Annotated in this window: 18 protein-coding genes and 1 pseudogene; 13 read left to right on the forward strand and 6 right to left on the reverse strand. The window is 65.5% G+C overall.

Going from position 1 to position 16,369, the window contains the following annotated elements; all coding sequences use genetic code 11:
• Positions 1-5: 5 nt before the first annotated feature.
• Both WDM86_12785 and WDM86_12790 read left to right on the forward strand, forming a co-directional pair.
• Positions 6-329 carry a hypothetical protein gene (locus WDM86_12785; GenBank protein ID MEI9990908.1) on the forward strand — a complete coding sequence of 108 codons (324 nt, stop codon included), beginning with the start codon at positions 6-8 and terminating at the stop codon, positions 327-329.
• A gap of 3 nt (positions 330-332) precedes the next feature.
• Positions 333-1,178, forward strand: a complete 846-nt coding sequence (locus WDM86_12790) for a protein phosphatase 2C domain-containing protein (protein ID MEI9990909.1) — start codon at positions 333-335, stop codon at positions 1,176-1,178.
• Between the two features lie 153 nt (positions 1,179-1,331).
• On the opposite strand, the gene WDM86_12795 is transcribed toward WDM86_12790, so the two are convergent.
• From WDM86_12795 to WDM86_12805, 3 genes are read right to left on the reverse strand one after another with little or no spacing between them, the layout of a single operon-like run.
• Positions 1,332-1,982 carry a TerC family protein gene (locus WDM86_12795; protein ID MEI9990910.1) on the reverse strand — a complete coding sequence of 217 codons (651 nt, stop codon included), beginning with the start codon at positions 1,980-1,982 and terminating at the stop codon, positions 1,332-1,334.
• 28 nt (positions 1,983-2,010) lie between these two features.
• On the reverse strand, positions 2,011-2,877 hold the full coding sequence (gene hemF / locus WDM86_12800) for an oxygen-dependent coproporphyrinogen oxidase (protein MEI9990911.1): 867 nt from the start codon (positions 2,875-2,877) through the stop codon (positions 2,011-2,013).
• Positions 2,874-3,323 carry a tRNA (cytidine(34)-2'-O)-methyltransferase gene (locus WDM86_12805; protein MEI9990912.1) on the reverse strand — a complete coding sequence of 150 codons (450 nt, stop codon included), beginning with the start codon at positions 3,321-3,323 and terminating at the stop codon, positions 2,874-2,876. Before WDM86_12805 ends, hemF begins: the two co-directional genes overlap by 4 nt.
• Positions 3,324-3,387: 64 nt before the next feature.
• Here WDM86_12805 and WDM86_12810 point away from each other — a divergent pair, with 64 nt between their 5' ends.
• The 11 genes from WDM86_12810 to WDM86_12860 all read left to right on the forward strand — a co-directional run bounded on the left by WDM86_12810 (position 3,388) and on the right by WDM86_12860 (position 13,784).
• On the forward strand, positions 3,388-3,876 hold the full coding sequence (locus tag WDM86_12810; protein ID MEI9990913.1) for a hypothetical protein: 489 nt from the start codon (positions 3,388-3,390) through the stop codon (positions 3,874-3,876).
• Complete coding sequence (locus tag WDM86_12815; protein ID MEI9990914.1) at positions 3,873-4,286, forward strand: type II toxin-antitoxin system VapC family toxin; 414 nt, start codon at positions 3,873-3,875, stop codon at positions 4,284-4,286. Before WDM86_12810 ends, WDM86_12815 begins: the two co-directional genes overlap by 4 nt.
• Positions 4,287-4,470: 184 nt before the next feature.
• Positions 4,471-5,025, forward strand: coding sequence for a ubiquinol-cytochrome c reductase iron-sulfur subunit (petA, locus tag WDM86_12820; GenBank protein ID MEI9990915.1), 555 nt, complete (start codon positions 4,471-4,473; stop codon positions 5,023-5,025).
• Between the two features lie 11 nt (positions 5,026-5,036).
• Positions 5,037-6,332 (forward strand): cytochrome b N-terminal domain-containing protein, encoded by a 1,296-nt coding sequence (locus WDM86_12825; GenBank protein MEI9990916.1) that lies wholly within the window; start codon positions 5,037-5,039, stop codon positions 6,330-6,332.
• 8 nt (positions 6,333-6,340) lie between these two features.
• Entirely contained in the window at positions 6,341-7,141 is an 801-nt protein-coding gene (locus tag WDM86_12830) for a cytochrome c1 (GenBank protein MEI9990917.1), read from the forward strand.
• A 169-nt stretch (positions 7,142-7,310) separates the two neighbouring features.
• Positions 7,311-8,228 (forward strand): S-methyl-5'-thioadenosine phosphorylase, encoded by a 918-nt coding sequence (locus WDM86_12835; GenBank protein MEI9990918.1) that lies wholly within the window; start codon positions 7,311-7,313, stop codon positions 8,226-8,228.
• An 82-nt stretch (positions 8,229-8,310) separates the two neighbouring features.
• Positions 8,311-8,838: an adenine phosphoribosyltransferase gene (locus WDM86_12840; protein ID MEI9990919.1), complete on the forward strand. Its 528-nt coding sequence runs from the start codon at positions 8,311-8,313 to the stop codon at positions 8,836-8,838.
• Between the two features lie 188 nt (positions 8,839-9,026).
• Entirely contained in the window at positions 9,027-9,626 is a 600-nt protein-coding gene (locus tag WDM86_12845; protein MEI9990920.1) for a glutathione S-transferase, read from the forward strand.
• Between the two features lie 73 nt (positions 9,627-9,699).
• Positions 9,700-10,779: an S-methyl-5-thioribose-1-phosphate isomerase gene (gene mtnA, locus WDM86_12850; protein ID MEI9990921.1), complete on the forward strand. Its 1,080-nt coding sequence runs from the start codon at positions 9,700-9,702 to the stop codon at positions 10,777-10,779.
• Positions 10,780-10,880: 101 nt separating this feature from the next.
• Positions 10,881-12,938 (forward strand): bifunctional aldolase/short-chain dehydrogenase, encoded by a 2,058-nt coding sequence (locus WDM86_12855; protein MEI9990922.1) that lies wholly within the window; start codon positions 10,881-10,883, stop codon positions 12,936-12,938.
• Positions 12,939-13,145: 207 nt separating this feature from the next.
• Positions 13,146-13,784 (forward strand): S41 family peptidase, encoded by a 639-nt coding sequence (locus WDM86_12860; GenBank protein ID MEI9990923.1) that lies wholly within the window; start codon positions 13,146-13,148, stop codon positions 13,782-13,784.
• Positions 13,785-14,017: 233 nt separating this feature from the next.
• Here WDM86_12860 and WDM86_12865 read toward each other — a convergent pair whose 3' ends face one another.
• The 3 genes and pseudogenes from WDM86_12865 to ychF all read right to left on the reverse strand — a co-directional run bounded on the left by WDM86_12865 (position 14,018) and on the right by ychF (position 16,305).
• A complete protein-coding gene (locus WDM86_12865; GenBank protein ID MEI9990924.1) occupies positions 14,018-14,203 on the reverse strand; it encodes a hypothetical protein in 186 nt (61 codons plus the stop codon).
• 98 nt (positions 14,204-14,301) lie between these two features.
• Positions 14,302-15,006, reverse strand: a complete 705-nt coding sequence (locus WDM86_12870; GenBank protein MEI9990925.1) for a dienelactone hydrolase family protein — start codon at positions 15,004-15,006, stop codon at positions 14,302-14,304.
• Positions 15,007-15,202: 196 nt separating this feature from the next.
• Positions 15,203-16,305, reverse strand: a pseudogene (gene ychF, locus WDM86_12875) (redox-regulated ATPase YchF).
• Positions 16,306-16,369: the final 64 nt, after the last annotated feature.

Here is a 16,369-nt window from a genome sequence, read left to right on the forward strand (position 1 = left end):
GCGAGATGTCCGCGCGAATTTCGTTCTGCCTGGGACTATTCGTGATCGTCGGTGTGTGTTGCCGGATTTCCGCGTCGGCCGCGCATCCGAAATACTGCATCGACATGATCTTCGAACCGGGCGGCGGGATCCTGCTCGACGGACGGCGGGTTGCGGTCGGTCCGGATTTCGATGAGGCGCTGAAGGCGATCTCCCGTTCGGACGGCCCGCATCGCCTTTGTCTTGTTCCCAATAAGCGCAACAGATACGCCGAAGTCGCGGCGGCTCTGGCCGCCATCCAGAAAGCCGGGCTTCAGATCAATATGACGGCCTATGAGAGGTCCAATTAGCGCATGTCCTTCCAAATCCTCGACACGCTCACGCTCCCCGGCGACCCCTACAAGCCGAACGACGATGCCTTCGGCCATGCCGACAGCGCCGCCGTGGTGCTCGACGGCGCCACCAGCCTCGGCGATCCCTTGATGCCCGGCGACAGCGACGCGGCCTGGATCGCGCATTTCGGCGCGCGGCGGCTGATGGCGCACGCCAAGGACGGCGACGCGCCCAAGGACGCGCTGCGCCACACGCTCGCCGACGCGGAAAAATCCTTCAAGGCGCTGCGCCGCCGCGCGCCCGAGGCGATGTGGGAAATGCCTTTCGCCTCGATGGCCTTTGCCGCCGAGGCCGAAGGCGGTTTCGATTTCCTGTGGTATGGCGACTGCGCCGGTGTGCTGCTGCGGCCCGGCGAGACGGTCGAGGTCTTGGGCGAATCCTTCGCCAAGAAGGCGCAGGAATCCGCCCATGTCGCGCGCCTCGCCAAGGAGAAGAATCTGTCGCCGGCCTCCGGCGCCAACCGGCCCGAATATCTGCCGTCGCTGCGCAAATCGCGCGCGCGGCTCAACAGCGGCAGCCATTGGGCCTTCAGCCCCGACGAACGCGCCGCCGAACATGTCGCGAGCAAGCACGTCGCGGCGCCGGCGGGTTCGAGCCTGTTGCTCGCCTCGGACGGCTTCCTGGCGCTCGCCACGGATTATGGCGCCCACACGGTCGATAGCCTGATGGCGAAGGCGCTGAGCGCCGGCCTCGCCGCGCTGGCCGAGGAGCTGCGCGCCATCGAGGCGGCCGATGCCGAAGGTCACAAATTCCCGCGCTTCAAGAAAAGCGACGACGCCACCGCGGTGCTGCTGCGGCTGGGTTAGAGCTGTTTCGGTTTGGATTGAATCATTCAAAGAATAGCCGTCATCGCCCGCTTCATGCGGGCGATCCAATTTTCTTTGTGCGGCCAAATTGGATTGCCCGGACGAGCCGGGCAATGACGGCGTTTTGAACGAGCGATTCCACTTCAAGCCGCTCTACCCGGCGGTTCCCTGCATCAGCATCCAGCCGCCCTGCCAGATCATCTTGATCGCGACATAGAGCACGATGAACAGCCCGGCATAGCTGACCCAGGGATGGCGGTTCAGCACCTTGGCGATCACGCTCGCCGCGATGCCCATCAAGCCGATCGACAGCATCAGGCCGACCGCCAGCACCGCCAGGTTCTTCTGCGCCGCGCCGGCGACCGCCAGCACGTTGTCGAGCGACATGGAAAGGTCGGCGGCGGCGATCTGCACGATCGCGCGGCGCACCATCGCGGTGCTCGCCTCGGCGTTGAACGGCCCGCCGAGCTTGTTCGCGACGGTCTTGAGCGCGTCGAGCGAGTTCTTCTCCTCGGCGGCGTCGCGGATGTCGCGATAGAGCTTCCAGCACACCCACAAAAGCAGGATGCCGCCCGCGAACATCAATCCGATGACTTCGAGAAGCTGGACGGTGATGGAGGCGAGGCACACCCTGAGCACCACCGCGGCGACGAGGCCCCAGAAGATCACCTTGCGGCGCACGATCTGCGGCACGCGGGCCGCCGCCATGCCGATCACGAGCGCGTTGTCGCCGGCCAGCACGATGTCGATGAGGACGACTTGCAGGAGCGCGAACAGGGAGGCGTGACTGAACGAAAGCTCCAAAACAACGCACCTCGTCGGACGGAAAGAATCAGGGCCAGCGTGCTTCCGGCGGCATCGATACCAGGATGGCGTCGATATTTCCGCCGGTCTTCAGGCCGAATTGCGTGCCACGGTCCCACAACAGATTGAACTCGACGTAGCGGCCGCGGCGTATGAGCTGGTGGTCGCGGTCCGCCGCGGTCCAGGCCTGCTCCATTCGCCTACGTACGATTTGGGGATAGATCGTGGCAAATGCGAGTCCCACGTCGCGGGTAAAAGCGAAATCCTCGCGCCAGTCCCCGCTGTCGAGCCGGTCGTAGAAGATTCCCCCGGCGCCGCGCGGTTCCCCGCGATGGGGTAGGTAGAAGTACTCATCGCACCATTTCTTGAAGCGCGGGTAGTAGGTCGCATCGTGCGCGTCGCACGCCTGCCGCAGTGCAGCATGGAAATCGGTGGCATCCGCGTCGTTGGGAAACATCGGCGTCAAATCGGCGCCGCCGCCGAACCAGGATTTCGTCGTCACCATATGGCGGGTGTTCATGTGCACCGCCGGCACATGCGGGTTCTGCATATGGGCGATCAGCGAGATGCCCGACGACCAGAAGCGCGGGTCCTCCTCGGCGCCGGGGATCGTCCTGGCGAATTCGGGGGAGAATTTTCCGTACACGGTCGAAACATTGACGCCGACCTTCTCGAACACGCGGCCCTTCATGACGCTCATCACGCCGCCGCCGGCGTCCGCGCCGTCCTCGCCGGGCCGCGACCAGGCCTTGCGCTCGAACTTCCCCGGCGGCCGGTCGGCAAGCTGGCCGCCATGTTCTTCCTCGATCGCCTCGAATTGCGCGCAGATGCGGTCGCGCAGGGTTTCGAACCAGGCCCGCGCCTCGGCCTTCCGCTCGTCCGTCGCCTCCGTCATGCGAACTTCCCTGTCTGGCGCAACGCCTCTCCCAGTACCATCGCGCCGGCCTGCGCCACGTTGATCGAACGCAAGCCCGATTTCATCGGAATGCGCAAGCGTGCGTCGGCGCGATCGTGAACGAAACCCGGCACGCCCGCGCTCTCGCGCCCCAGCACGATGCAGTCGTCCGCCGCGAAGGCAAAGTCCGTGTACGGCATCGCGCCCTTCGACGTCAGCAGCACGATCCGCCCCGCCGCGCGCCGCGCCAGGAACGCCGCCCAGGAGGCATGCCGGACCATGTCGGCCTGTTCGAGATAATCCATCCCCGCCCGGCGCATCCGCGCCTCGCCGAGGACGAAGCCGCAAGGCTCGACGATATCCACCGCCACGCCTAGGCAGGCGCCCAGCCGCAGCAAACTCCCGGCATTCTGCGGAATATCCGGCTCGAACAGGACGAGACGCATGGAAATACCCTGGTTGACAGGAAGTTATATTTCCTTTATAGGAAATATATAAAGGAATTCTGCCGTGAACAAATATGATCGTCTGGGTGCTTTTTTAAGGGAACAGGGCCGCGAGAGTGTGCCGATGACCTTCGCCGAGATCGAACAGGTCGTCGGCGTGAAGCTGCCGAAGTCGCGGATGTATCAGGCGTGGTGGAGCAACAGCACGTCCAACAATGTGATGACCCGGGTGTGGCTCGATGCCGGCTACCGCACCGAACAGGTCGATGTCGCCCATGGCCGGCTGGTCTTTCGCCGCGTCGCGTCCGGAGGCGGCGCGCAACGCTCAACCGGGATGCGGGAGGAGACGCCGATGTTTCGGACTGAAGTGCAGACGGCGCCTTCGGGCGGCAAGCTTACGCGCCATCCCGCAAGCGGGGCGCTGAAAGGCATGGTCACGATCGAGCCGGGATACGACATCGCGAGCTCCGATCCGGAAGACGTCGCGGAATGGGAAGCCGCCGCCGATCGCACGGCCGATCTGGTGGACGCCGGAATGAAGCGTCGGCCGTGACGAGCCCGTTCCTGCTCGATACCTGCGCCTGCATTTGGCTGTTGGAGGGCGCGCTGCCGGCGCCCTCCGATCAGCTATTGGCCGACGCCTATCTTGCCGGGATCGCGACCTTCGTCTCTCCGATTACGGCGTTGGAAGTCGGAACATTGGCGCGCAAGGGCCGCTTCAAGTCGAAGCTCACGCCGCAGCGCTGGTTCGAGACTCTTCTGCGGCAGCCGGGGATGGCCCAGGCTCAGATGACGGCGGAGTTGTTGATCCAATCCACGGAACTGCCCGACTGCGATCACAAGGACCCTTACGACCGCATCATTGCCGCCACCGCGCGCGAATATGGCTACACCGTGATGACCCGCGACCGCGCGCTACTCGATTACGGCCGGCAGGGCTATCTCGCGGTGCTCGAATGCTGATGCGTCACTTCGTGCCAAGCCTGTGAATTTCCGGCATTTTCTGCGTCATCGTGCCGCAAGACCCACCAAATCCGTCTCTCTATTTTACCCCCGCGAAGCGGCGCGCGCTTGAGAGTCCCGGGGGTGGTGCGCACGCGGTTTTCCCGCCGCCCGGAGCGTCACGAACGAATATAAAGGTGAAGCCTTGGCCACCACGACGACCGCCGAACCGACGCGGCGCGACTTCCTCTACATCGCCACGGGCTCCGTCGCCGCCGTGGGCGCCGCCGCGGCTCTATGGCCGCTGATCGACCAGATGAACCCGAGCTCCGCCGTGCTGGCGCTCGCCTCCATCGAGATCGACCTGACGCCGATCCAGGTCGGCCAGTCGGTCACGTTCAAATTCCGCGGCCACCCGCTCTTCGTGCGCCGCCGCAGCCCGGCCGAGATCGCGACCGCCAAGGCGGTGCCGGTGTCGGAGCTGATCGACCCCATCGCCCGCAACCTCAACCTGCCCGACGACGCCCCGGCGACCGACGCCAACCGCGAGACCCATCCCGAATGGCTGGTGGTCTCGGGCGTCTGCACCCATCTGGGCTGCACGCCGACCGCCTATGAGGGCGATTTCGGCGGCTGGCTTTGCCATTGCCACGGTTCGCAGTACGACGTCGCCGGACGGGTGCGCAAAGGCCCGGCGCCGCAGAACCTCGAAATCCCCGTCTATTCCTTCCTCTCGCCCACCCGCGTCAAAGTCGGTTGAGGAGCATCCAGATGTCCGGTCCGTCGACCTATGTGCCCGAAACGGGCTTCACCCGCTGGCTCGACCAGAGGCTGCCGATCCTTCGGTTCAGCCACGACACGATGCTGACCTTCCCGACGCCCAGGAACCTGAACTTCTGGTACGCCTTCGGCGCCATCCTGACCTTCTGCCTCGGCGTGCAGATCGTCACCGGCATCGTGCTGGCGATGCATTTCGATCCATCCGCCACGGTCGGCGCGGTGCCCGGATCGAGCGCCGCTTTCGACAGCGTCGAGAGCATCATGCGCGACGTGAACTACGGCTGGCTGCTGCGCTATGTGCACGCCAACGGCGCCTCGATGTTCTTCCTCGCGGTCTATGTTCACATGTTCCGCGGCCTCTATTACGGCTCCTACAAGGCGCCGCGCGAGATTCTCTGGATCCTCGGCGTCATCATCTACCTGCTGATGGTGATGACCGCGTTCATGGGCTACGTGCTGCCCTGGGGCCAGATGTCGTTCTGGGCCGCGACCGTCATCACCAATCTGTTCTCCTCGCTGGATCAGGTCACCGGCGGGCTGAAGGTCGGCAGCCACATCGCCACCTGGCTGTGGGGCGATTTCGCGGTCGGCGGCCCGACGCTGAACCGCTTCTTCTCGCTGCACTACCTCCTGCCGTTCATCATCGCGGCGGTGGTCGGCCTGCACATCTGGGCACTGCACGTGCCAGGCAACAACAACCCGCTCGGCATCGACGTGAAGGGGCCGCAGGACACCGTGCCATTCCATCCCTATTACACCGCGAAGGACGCCTTCTATGTCGGGCTGTTCGCCATCCTGTTCGCCGTCTTGGTGTTCTTCGCGCCCGACTTCGTCGGCAATCCGGACAATTACATCCCAGCCAATCCGCTGGTGACGCCGGCCGACATCGTGCCCGAATGGTACCTGTTGCCGTTCTACGCGATGCTGCGCTCGATCCCGCAGAAGCTGATCGGCGTGTTGGTGCTGGGCGGCGCCATCGTGACGCTCGCCTTCATCCCCTGGCTCGATACGTCGAAGGTGCGCTCCAACCGCTTCCGGCCTTTGATGAAGCAGTTCTTCTGGCTGTTCGTGCTGGACTGCCTCGTGCTCGGCTATTGCGGCTCGCAGGGCGTCGATGCCGCGGTCGTCGGCATTCCGCTGGTGTGGGTCGCGCGCCTCGGCACCGCCTATTACTACGGCTTCTTCTGGGTGCTCATGCCGTTGATCGGCCTGATCGAGACGCCCAGGCCGCTTCCCGATTCCATCGCCAAATCCGTGCTGGGCGCCGCCCACGCACCCGCCGAGTGAGGACTTCCATGCGCTTCGCACTCGTAGCCGGCCTCCTGCTCGGCCTTTCCGCCGCTCCCGCGCTTGGCGCGGACGGCGACCAGGCGCCGCTCAAGTCGCCGCCCCAGGGCTGGTCGTTCGAAGGCCCGTTCGGCAAGTTCAACGAGGCCGACCTGCAGCACGGCTTCCAAGTCTACAAGGAAGTCTGTTCGGCCTGTCACAGCCTGAACCGCGTCGCCTTCCATACCCTCTCGGAATCCGGCGGCCCCGGCTTTTCCGACGTCCAGATGAAGGCGATCGCCGGCGCCTACAAGGTGCTCGCCGGCCCCAACGACAAGGGCGACACGGTCGACGACAAGGGCAATCCGCTCACCCGCGCCGGCACGCCGGCCGACACCTTCCCGCCGCCCTTCCCGAACGAGGAAGCGGCCCGCGCCGCCAATGGCGGGGCGCTGCCGCCCGACCTCTCGCTGATCGAGAAGGCGCGCGCCGGCGGCCCGAACTATGTCTATTCGCTGATGACCGGCTTCCACGAGACGCCGCCCAAGGGCTTCACCGTCACGGCGAACAAGTACTACAACCCCTACTTCATCGGCTGGAACATCTCGATGCCGCCGCCGCTGGCCGACGGCCAGGTGACCTTCGCCGACGGTGCGCCGAACAGAATCGCCGACGAGGCCTATGCCGTGGCCAATTTCCTGGCCTGGACCAGCGAGCCGCATCTGGACGACCGCCACCGCATCGGCGTCGGCGTGATGCTGTTCCTGATCGTGCTCTCGGGTCTGCTCTATCTGTCCTACCGCAAGGTCTGGAAGGACGAGGCGCACTAGACGCAACCCAGCTGTCATGGCCCGCGCATGCGGGCCACCCAGTTGACGCCGGAGTGAACGCTGAAAGTTCGCTCCGGCGTCCTCATTTTTGACGATGACCTTGTGATCACCTGGGCGGCCCGCATTCGCGGGCCGTGACACCGCAGGAAGGCATGCTAAAAGCAACCCCATGACCACCACCGTCCTCGGCGTCATCGGCGGCAGCGGCGTCTATGACATTCCCGGCCTCGAAAATCCGCGCTGGAAGAAGATCGCCTCGCCCTGGGGCGCGCCGTCGGACGCGCTCCTGTTCGGCACCTACAAGGGCACCGATCTCGTCTTCCTGCCACGCCACGGCCGCGGCCATATCCAGACGCCGTCGACGATCAACTATCGCGCCAATATCGACGTGCTCAAGCGCGCCGGCGTCACCGACCTGATCTCGGTTTCCGCCTGCGGTTCGCTGAAGGAAGAACTGCCGCCCGGCACTTTCGTGATCGCCGACCAGTTCATCGACCGCACCTTCGCGCGCGAGAAAAGCTTCTTCGGCCCCGGCCTGGTGGCGCATGTCTCCATGGCCCATCCGGTCGACGGCCATATCGCCAACGCGCTCGACATCGCCTGCGCGGAAGAGGGCATCGCCTATGCCCGCGGCGGCACCTATATCTGCATCGAGGGTCCGCAATTCTCCTCGCTGGCCGAGAGCAATCTCTACCGTTCCTGGGGCTGCAGCGTGATCGGCATGACCGCGATGCCCGAGGCCAAGCTCGCCCGCGAGGCGGAGCTGCCCTACGCCATCGTCGCCATGGTGACGGATTACGATTGCTGGCACCCCGACCACGACCATGTGACGGTCGATGCCGTGGTGAAGATCATGCACGCCAATGCCGAGCATGCGCGCAAGCTGATCATGAACGTGGCCGGCAAGCTCGGCCCGATCCACACGCCGTCGCCGGTGATCGAATCGGTGCTCGACACCGCGATCATGACCGCCCCCGCCCAGCGCGATACGCGCCTGATCCGCAAGCTCGACGCGGTGGCGGGGCGCATACTGCCGAAACGCGCGTCACGGCCGAAAGCGAAGCCCAGGGCGAAAAAGCGCCGCTGAATCGCGATCCGGCGTTTTTCTTTGGATCGCGCGCCAAAATCCTCTAAGGGATTGCGGTAAGCCTCAAAGGCCCGCCCCCGCCATGAACTTCAAGGACACCATCCGGACCATTCCGGATTACCCCAAGCCCGGCATCATGTTCCGGGACGTGACCACCCTGTTCGGCAATCCGCGCGCCTTCCGCCGCGCGGTCGACGAGCTGGTGCAGCCCTATGCCGGCATGAGCATCGACAAGGTCGCGGGCATCGAGGCGCGGGGCTTCATCCTGGGCGGCGCGGTGGCGCATCAGCTTTCCACCGGCTTCGTGCCGGTGCGCAAGAAGGGCAAGCTGCCCTTCACCGTCCTGGGCGAGGACTACGACCTCGAATACGGCACCGACCGGGTGGAGATCCACACCGACGCGGTCAAGCCGGGCGACAACGTCATCGTGGTCGACGATTTGATCGCCACCGGCGGCACCTGCGTGGCGGCGATAAGGCTTCTGGAGCGCGCCGGCGCGAACGTGATCGGCTGTTCCTTCGTGATCGACCTGCCCGACCTCGGCGGCGCCGACAAGATCCGCAAGCTCGGCAAGCAGGTGACGACGCTGGTGGCGTATGAGGGGCATTGATTTTCCTCTCCCGCTCGCGGGAGAGGACGCGAAAACTTGCACTTGGCGGAGCGCAGCGCAGCCAAGTGCTTAGTTTTCGCTGGTGAGGGGCGAAGCTTGGCGCCGCTGCCCCTCACCCGGCTCGCTCCGCTCGCCGACCTCTCCCGCGAGCGGGAGAGGTTATCGCGCCTCGCCTTCGAGGGATGATCATGAAGCTCTACACCAACCCCGCCTCGCCTTTCGCGCGCAAATGCCGCGTCGTCGCGCACGAATTGAATCTCAAATTGGAGGAGATCGTCGTCGCCAACGCCCGCGACGACGAAAGCATCCGCCGCATCAACCCGCTGAAGAAGATTCCGATCCTGATCCTTGACGACGGCTCGGCGCTGTTCGATTCGGCGGTGATCTGCGAATACCTGAACAATATCGGCGGCGGGAAGCTTTTTCCCGGCATGACGATCTGGCGCAGCGTCTCGGGCCGCTGGCGGGCGCTCGGGCTGCAGGCGCTGGCCGACGGCATCATGGATGCCGCGGTCGGCTGCCGCTACGAGCGGCTTGTGCCGGAGGAACGCCCGAACCAGGACCACATCGCCCGCCACATGACGACCGTGACGGCCGGCCTCGACGCGCTGGAGCGCATGAAATTCCCCGAGACGCCGACCATCGGCGAGGTCGCCACGGGTTGCGCCCTGGGCTATCTCGATTTCCGCTATGCCGACCTCGCCTGGCGCGAGGGCCGGCCGAAACTGGCGGCGTGGTTCGAGGGCTTCTCGAAATTCGCCTCGATGCAGGCGACGGCGCCGCACTGATCCGTACCCTCCCGTAAACGGGAGGGCTCCTGTGCGCTAGAGCCCGCCGACATTTCCCGCTAAACACCGCCCCATGAAAATCCACGGCAAGCACTACCGCTCCGTCTGGCCGGTCGGCGAGGATGCGTTCGGCATCATCGATCAGACCAGGCTGCCCTTCGAGTTCGTCACACTGACGCTCACCTCCGCCGACGACGCGGCGCACGTCATCAAGGCGATGATCACCCGCGGTGCGCCCTTGATCGGCGCGGTCGCGGCTTACGGCCTGGCGCTCGCCGTGCGCGCCGACCCGTCCGACGAGAACCTCACCGCCACCCACGACAGGCTGGCCGAAACCCGCCCGACCGCGATCAACCTGCGCTGGGCGCTGAAGCGCATGCGCGACGCGATCCGCAACCATCCGCGCGCAGAACGCGCCGCCCTGGCCTGGCGCGAAGCGGCCGCCATCGCCGACGAGGACGCCGCGATGTGCGAAGCCATCGGCCGGAACGGCCTCGACATCATCCGCGACCTGCACCGCCAGAAGAACCGCAAGCTCAACATCCTCACCCATTGCAACGCCGGCTGGCTGGCGACGGTGGACTGGGGCACGGCGCTGGCGCCGATCTACATGGCGCATGACGAAGGCATTCCGCTGCATGTCTGGGTCGACGAGACCCGCCCGCGCAACCAGGGCGCCTCGCTGACGGCGTTCGAGCTTGGCGCCCATGGCGTCGCCCACACCATCATCGCCGACAATGCCGGCGGGCATTACATGCAGCACGGCCAGGTCGACCTCGCCATCGTCGGGACGGACAGGGTTACGGCAAATGGCGACGTCGCCAACAAGATCGGCACCTATCTGAAGGCGCTCGCCGCCAAGGACAATGGCGTGCCGTTCTACGTGGCGCTGCCGTCCTCGACCATCGACTGGACGCTGGCGAGCGGCGCCGACATCCCGATCGAGGAACGCTCCGCCGACGAGGTCTTGAAAATGACCGGCCGCACCCCATCTGGAACCATCCAGACGGTCGAGATCGCGGCACCCGGTTCTCAAGCGGCGAACCCCGGTTTCGACGTCACGCCCGCGCGCCTCGTGACCGGTTTCATCACCGAGAAGGGGACTTGCGCGGCAACGGAGCAGGGCCTACGCAGCCTCTTCCCCGCCGCCTGATGGCCCTGTGTTGGGCGGCGGGGACTCTCACCGAGATCTCGAAAACAATACGATGTGTTCCGGCCGGTTCTACGGCCCCAAGATGTGGTGGTTGAACGACGATGAAGTCCCGCTGGTCCGATTCCGAAGCCGATGATTTCGTGACGCGCTATGGCGAGAAGGGCGTCGGCGCCGATCTCGCGCTGCGCACCTATACGACACGCCTGCTCGGCTCCGACCCGCGCCTGGTGCTGCATGGCGGCGGCAACACCTCGGTCAAGACCAAGGCCAAGGACCAGCTCGGCGAAGAGGTCGATGTCATTTGCGTGAAGGGTTCCGGCTGGGACATGGGCAATATCGAGCCCGCCGGCCTGCCCGCCGTGCGCCTGGCCGAGCTGCGCCGCCTGCGCAAGCTGCCCAAACTGTCCGACGAGGACATGGTCAATTTCCAGCGCATCAACCTGCTCGACTCCTCGGCGCCGAACCCGTCGGTCGAGACGCTGCTGCACGCCTTCCTGCCGCACAAATTCATCGACCACACCCATTCGACCGCCGTGCTCGCCTTGACCGATCAGCCCGACGGCGAGGCGGTGGTGCGCGAGGTCTATGGCGACCGCGTCGCCTATGTGCCCTACACGATCCCCGGCTTCGCGCTGGCCAAATCGGTGGCCGACGTGTTCGACAGGAACCCGTCGGTCCAGGGCCTCGTTCTGCTCCAGCACGGCATCTTCACCGTCGGCGAGAACGCGAAACAGGCTTACGAGCGCATGATCGAGTTCGTCACGCTGGCCGAGGAGCGCCTCGCCCGTCAGCGCAAGGCGCGCAAATCCGCCGCCCTGCCGGCGCATCTGGCGAGCGTGCCGCAAATCGCGCCGATCCTGCGCGGCGCCGTCGCCATCGCGCGCAATCCGATGGCCGGCACGGTCAAGCGCCAGATCCTCTGCTTCCGCACCAGCCCGGCGATCCTGGACTATGTGAACGGCGCCGAGCTTGCGCGCTATTCCCAGGTCGGCGTGGTGACGCCGGACCACACGATCCGCACCAAGAACTGGCCGCTGGTCGTTCCCGCGCCGGATGCGCACAAGCTCGACGACTGGAGGAAGGACGTGCACGAAGCCGTCGAGGCCTTCGTCGCGCGCTATCACGATTATTTCCGCCGCAACAACGAGCATTCCACGCCGAAGAAGAAGGAGCTCGATCCCTTGCCGCGCGTGATCCTGGTGCCGGGCATCGGCCTGTTCGGCGTCGGCGCCTCGGCGAAGGACGCCGCCATCGCCGCCGACATCGCGGAGAACACGGTGGAGGTCATCACCGACGCGGAAGCCATCGGCGAATATCGCTGCATCTCCGAGAACGACATGTTCGAGGTCGAATACTGGTCGCTGGAGCAGGCCAAGCTCGGCAAGGGCACGGAGAAGCCGCTTGCCCGCCAGGTCTGCGTCATCACCGGCGGCGGCTCGGGCATCGGGGCTGCGACCGCGCGCGCCATGGCGGCGGAGGGGGCGGAGATCGCCATCCTCGACCGCGACCACGACATGGCGGTCAAGGCCGCCAAGGCGGTGCACAGCCACGCGCTCGCCATCCAGTGCGACGTGACCGATCCGGCCTCGGTGACGGCGGCGTTCGACAAGGTGGTGGAAGCCTTCGGCGGCGTCGACATCGTGGTCTCCAACGCCGGCGCGGCCTGGCAGGGCGCCATCGGCGGCGTGGACGACGCGGTGCTGCGCAAATCCTTCGAGCTGAATTTCTTCGCGCACCAGTCGGTGGCGCAGCACGCCGTGCGGATCATGAAGCTGCAGGGCACCTATGGCTGCCTGCTGTTCAACACGTCCAAGCAGGCGGTGAACCCCGGCAAGGATTTCGGCCCCTATGGCCTGCCCAAGGCGGCGACGCTGTTCCTGGTGCGCCAATACGCGCTCGACCACGGCAAGGACGGCATCCGCGCCAACGCGGTGAACGCCGACCGCATCCGCTCCGGCCTTCTGACCGACGAGATGGTGGCGGCCCGCGCCAAGGCGCGCGGCGTTTCGGAGGAAAGCTACATGTCGGGCAATTTGCTCGGCCGCGAGGTCTATGCCAGCGAAGTCGCCGAAGCCTTCGTCTATCTGGCGCATGCGGAGAAGACGACCGCCGCCGTGATCACCGTCGACGGCGGCAATATCGAGGCCGCGCTGCGGTAAGGGGCGACATGGCGAGGGCACTCTATCCCGTCTTCGCCGCGCTCCTGATCTTTTTTGCCGCAAGCGGTGGGTCGGCTCATGACAAGCCGCCGGCGATGTCGCAAGCCGCCTTCGACATGCTCTCCGCCGTGGTCGATGTGCTGAAACAGCATCACGTCAACCGCCGGCAAGGTCGATTGGCCGTCGCTCGAAGACAAGGCTTTCGCCATGGTGCCCGGTGCGCGGAAGCCGCGCGACACGGCACCCGCCATCCAATTCCTTATCGGCAGCCTCGGCGAGAAGCACACCTTCTTGATCGGCTCGGCGCGGTGGAAAGCCATGACGTACGGCGAGACAGCCGGCACCGCGCGCGGCGCTGCCTTCGGCATGCTGCCTGTGACCAACCTCATGCGCGACCGCATCGGCTACCTGGCCCTGCCGGGTCATGACGGTTCGGCGGCGGACGACGCGGCTTATGTCGCGGTCCTGCGCAATGCCCTGCGTCGGTTCCGTGCCGAAGGGATTTGCCGGTATGTTATCGATCTACGCGGTAACGGCGGCGGCAACATGTTTCCGATGCAGGCGGGGCTCGCTTCGCTGCTGGGCAAGCGGCCATATGGTTATTGGGACGTCGGCGCTGGCTTCGCGCCGGTGGCGTGGCTCGATCCCGAGAAAGTGCCGCGCATGGACGGGACGATAGCCGGTCCCTATGTGGCGGCCCCTGCCGATCAGTCGCGGGCCGTGGTCGCAGTCCTCGTCGATCGCCGCACGGCAAGTTCAGGCGAGGCGACGGCGATCGCCTTCGAAGGCCGTCCGCACACCCGTTTCATCGGAGAACCGACCGCCGGCTTCACACCGGCAATTTGAGCTTTCCCTTGCCAGACGACATGCATATTGCGGTTACGACGTCACGGGCGATGGATCGCAATGAGCGCCCGTTTTCGCTTGCCGTCGTGCCGGACGTCGAAACGCCGCCCGGGCCGGTAAACTGCAGATGCTGCTGTGACTTGGCTTCGGTCGCAGCCATGTGGCGCGCCGATGCACCGCGTCGCTCACGCAAAATAGGGCCGGGCCCAGGCGGCCAGCCCTACGAGACCTTATCAATACCCGCGGCAATAGCGCTGGTGATGACGATAGCCCCAGCTGCGGCAGCCGTGACGATGGTGATGGCCATGGACGCCGACACCGATGCCGATGCCGCCGACATGGACGCCGATCCCCGCCGCGCTCGCGGCCGAACCGGACAGGAGCGTCAACGCAACAATGGAAGCGAATAGGGTTTTCATTTTCGAGCCTTGGTTGGTTCCATCATTAACCCCGGCCCATGCGTAAAAGTTCCGCCGCCGCGTCGTGTTAAGCGACGCATCCTCGAAGATGCCGGCGCTTACACGGCGACGATCGCGGTTCCGTCAGCCGCCATTGGCCCGGAACAGCTCCAGCGTGCGCTCCTTGGCGAGCTTGGCGCAGGCCTCGTCGTAGTCGGTGCGGCGGTCGGAGTTGAACCCGTGCCGGCCGGATAGACATAGACCTTCACCTTGGGATGCGCCGCCTCGATCTTGCGCACGACCTCCAGCGGAATGCCGTGATCCTTCTCGCCGAAATGCAGGATGGTCGGGCATTTGGGTTCCAAGTGAATCATCTGCCCGATCGTGCCGCCGTAATAGCCCGATGCCGCCGCGAGGCCGGTGCAGCGTCCCGCCGCCGCCCAGGCCACGCTGCCGCCATAGCAATAGCCGGTGATGAACACCGGCCCGCGCGTCTTCAGCTCGTCGATGCAGGTCTGCGCGTCGGCGACGGAAAGGTCGAACGGATGCTCCGCCCGCGCCAGCTTGATGCCGATCTGAATGTCCTCCGGCGAATAGCTCGCCTGGAAGTTCGGGTGTTCGCGGTCGTAAAGCGCCGGCGCCAGCACTTCGTAGCCGTCGGCGGCATAGCCGTCGCACAATTCCATGATGTGTTCGGTGACGCCGAAGATCTCCTGGATGAGCACCAGCCCGCCGCGCCGCGCGCCGGTGGGCTGCACGCGATAGACGCCGATCTCCGCGCCGTCGCTCATCGTTAATTTTTCCATCTTGCCGTTGAGGGCCATGGCATTCCTCCCGGGATTGCTACGGAGGGATTGTTAGCATGGCAATTTGGGTCGCGCCGCCCTTTTCCTCCCCCGCTGTTGCGGGGGAGGTGGCACGCCGTAGCGCAGCGGAGGCGTGACGGAGGGGGCCGTGCCGGCGTTGGCCCCCTCCGCCTCGCTTCGCTCGGCACCTCCCCGTAAACACGGGGGAGGAAAGCTATGCGTTGAACCGGAAGTGCATCACGTCGCCGTCCTGCACGACGTAGTCCTTGCCTTCCAGGCGGAATTTGCCCGCGTCGCGCGCGCCGGCCTCGCCGTTATTGGCGACGTAATCGGCGAAGGCGATGGTCTCGGCGCGGATGAAGCCGTGCTCGAAATCGGTGTGGATCACGCCCGCCGCCTGCGGCGCGCGCGAACCTTTCGTGACGGTCCAGGCCCGCGCCTCCTTCGGTCCCACCGTGAAGAAGGTCAGCAGGCCGAGCAGCGCATAGCCGGCGCGGATCAGCTTGTTCAAACCCGGCTCTTCGAGGCCAAGGCTCGACAGGAATTCCTCGCGCTCGCCGGCCGGCAATTGCGCGACCTCTTCCTCGATGCGGCAGGAGATCGTCACCGTGCCGGCGCCCTGCGCCCTGGCCATCACCTCGACGGCGGCCCGAATATTTGTTCCCCGTCGCCGCCGAACCCTCGTCGACATTGCAGACATAGAGCACCGGCTTGGAGGTCATCAGCCCGAGCTGCGAGAACGGCAGCGCGCTCTTCCGCCGTCAGCGCGGCGGCCCGCGCCGGCTTGCCCTCGCGCAAGAGCACGATGGCCCTTCATCATCAGCGCGAGCTGTTCCTTGGCTTCCTTCTCGCCCGAATTGGCCTTCTTCTCCAGGGGCTTGATTCTCTTTTCCAGGCTCTCCAGGTCGGCCAGCATCAATTCGGTCTCGACTGTTTCGGCATCGCCGACCGGATCGATCCGGTTCTCGACATGGGTGATGTCGTCGTCCTCGAAGCAGCGCAGGACATGCGCGATGGCGTCCACTTCGCGGATGGTTGGCGAGGAACTGGTTGCCCAGCCCTTCGCCCTTCGACGCGCCGCGCACCAGGCCGGCGATGTCCACGAAGGTGATGCGGGGTCGGGATGATCTCCTGCGACTTGCCGACCTTCGCCAGCGTCTCCAGGCGCGGGTCCGGCACCGCCACGTCGCCGACATTGGGCTCGATGGTGCAGAATGGATAGTTCGCCGCCTGCGCCGCCGCGGTCTGCGTCAGCGCGTTGAACAGCGTCGATTTGCCGACATTCGGCAGCCCGACAATTCCACACTTGAAGCCCATCTACCTTCTCTCTCTCTGAACGGACTCACGCGGAGACGCGGAGTCGCGGAGGATTGTAACTCCG

The organism is Rhizomicrobium sp., from assembly GCA_037200045.1.
GTDB lineage: Bacteria > Pseudomonadota > Alphaproteobacteria > Micropepsales > Micropepsaceae > Rhizomicrobium.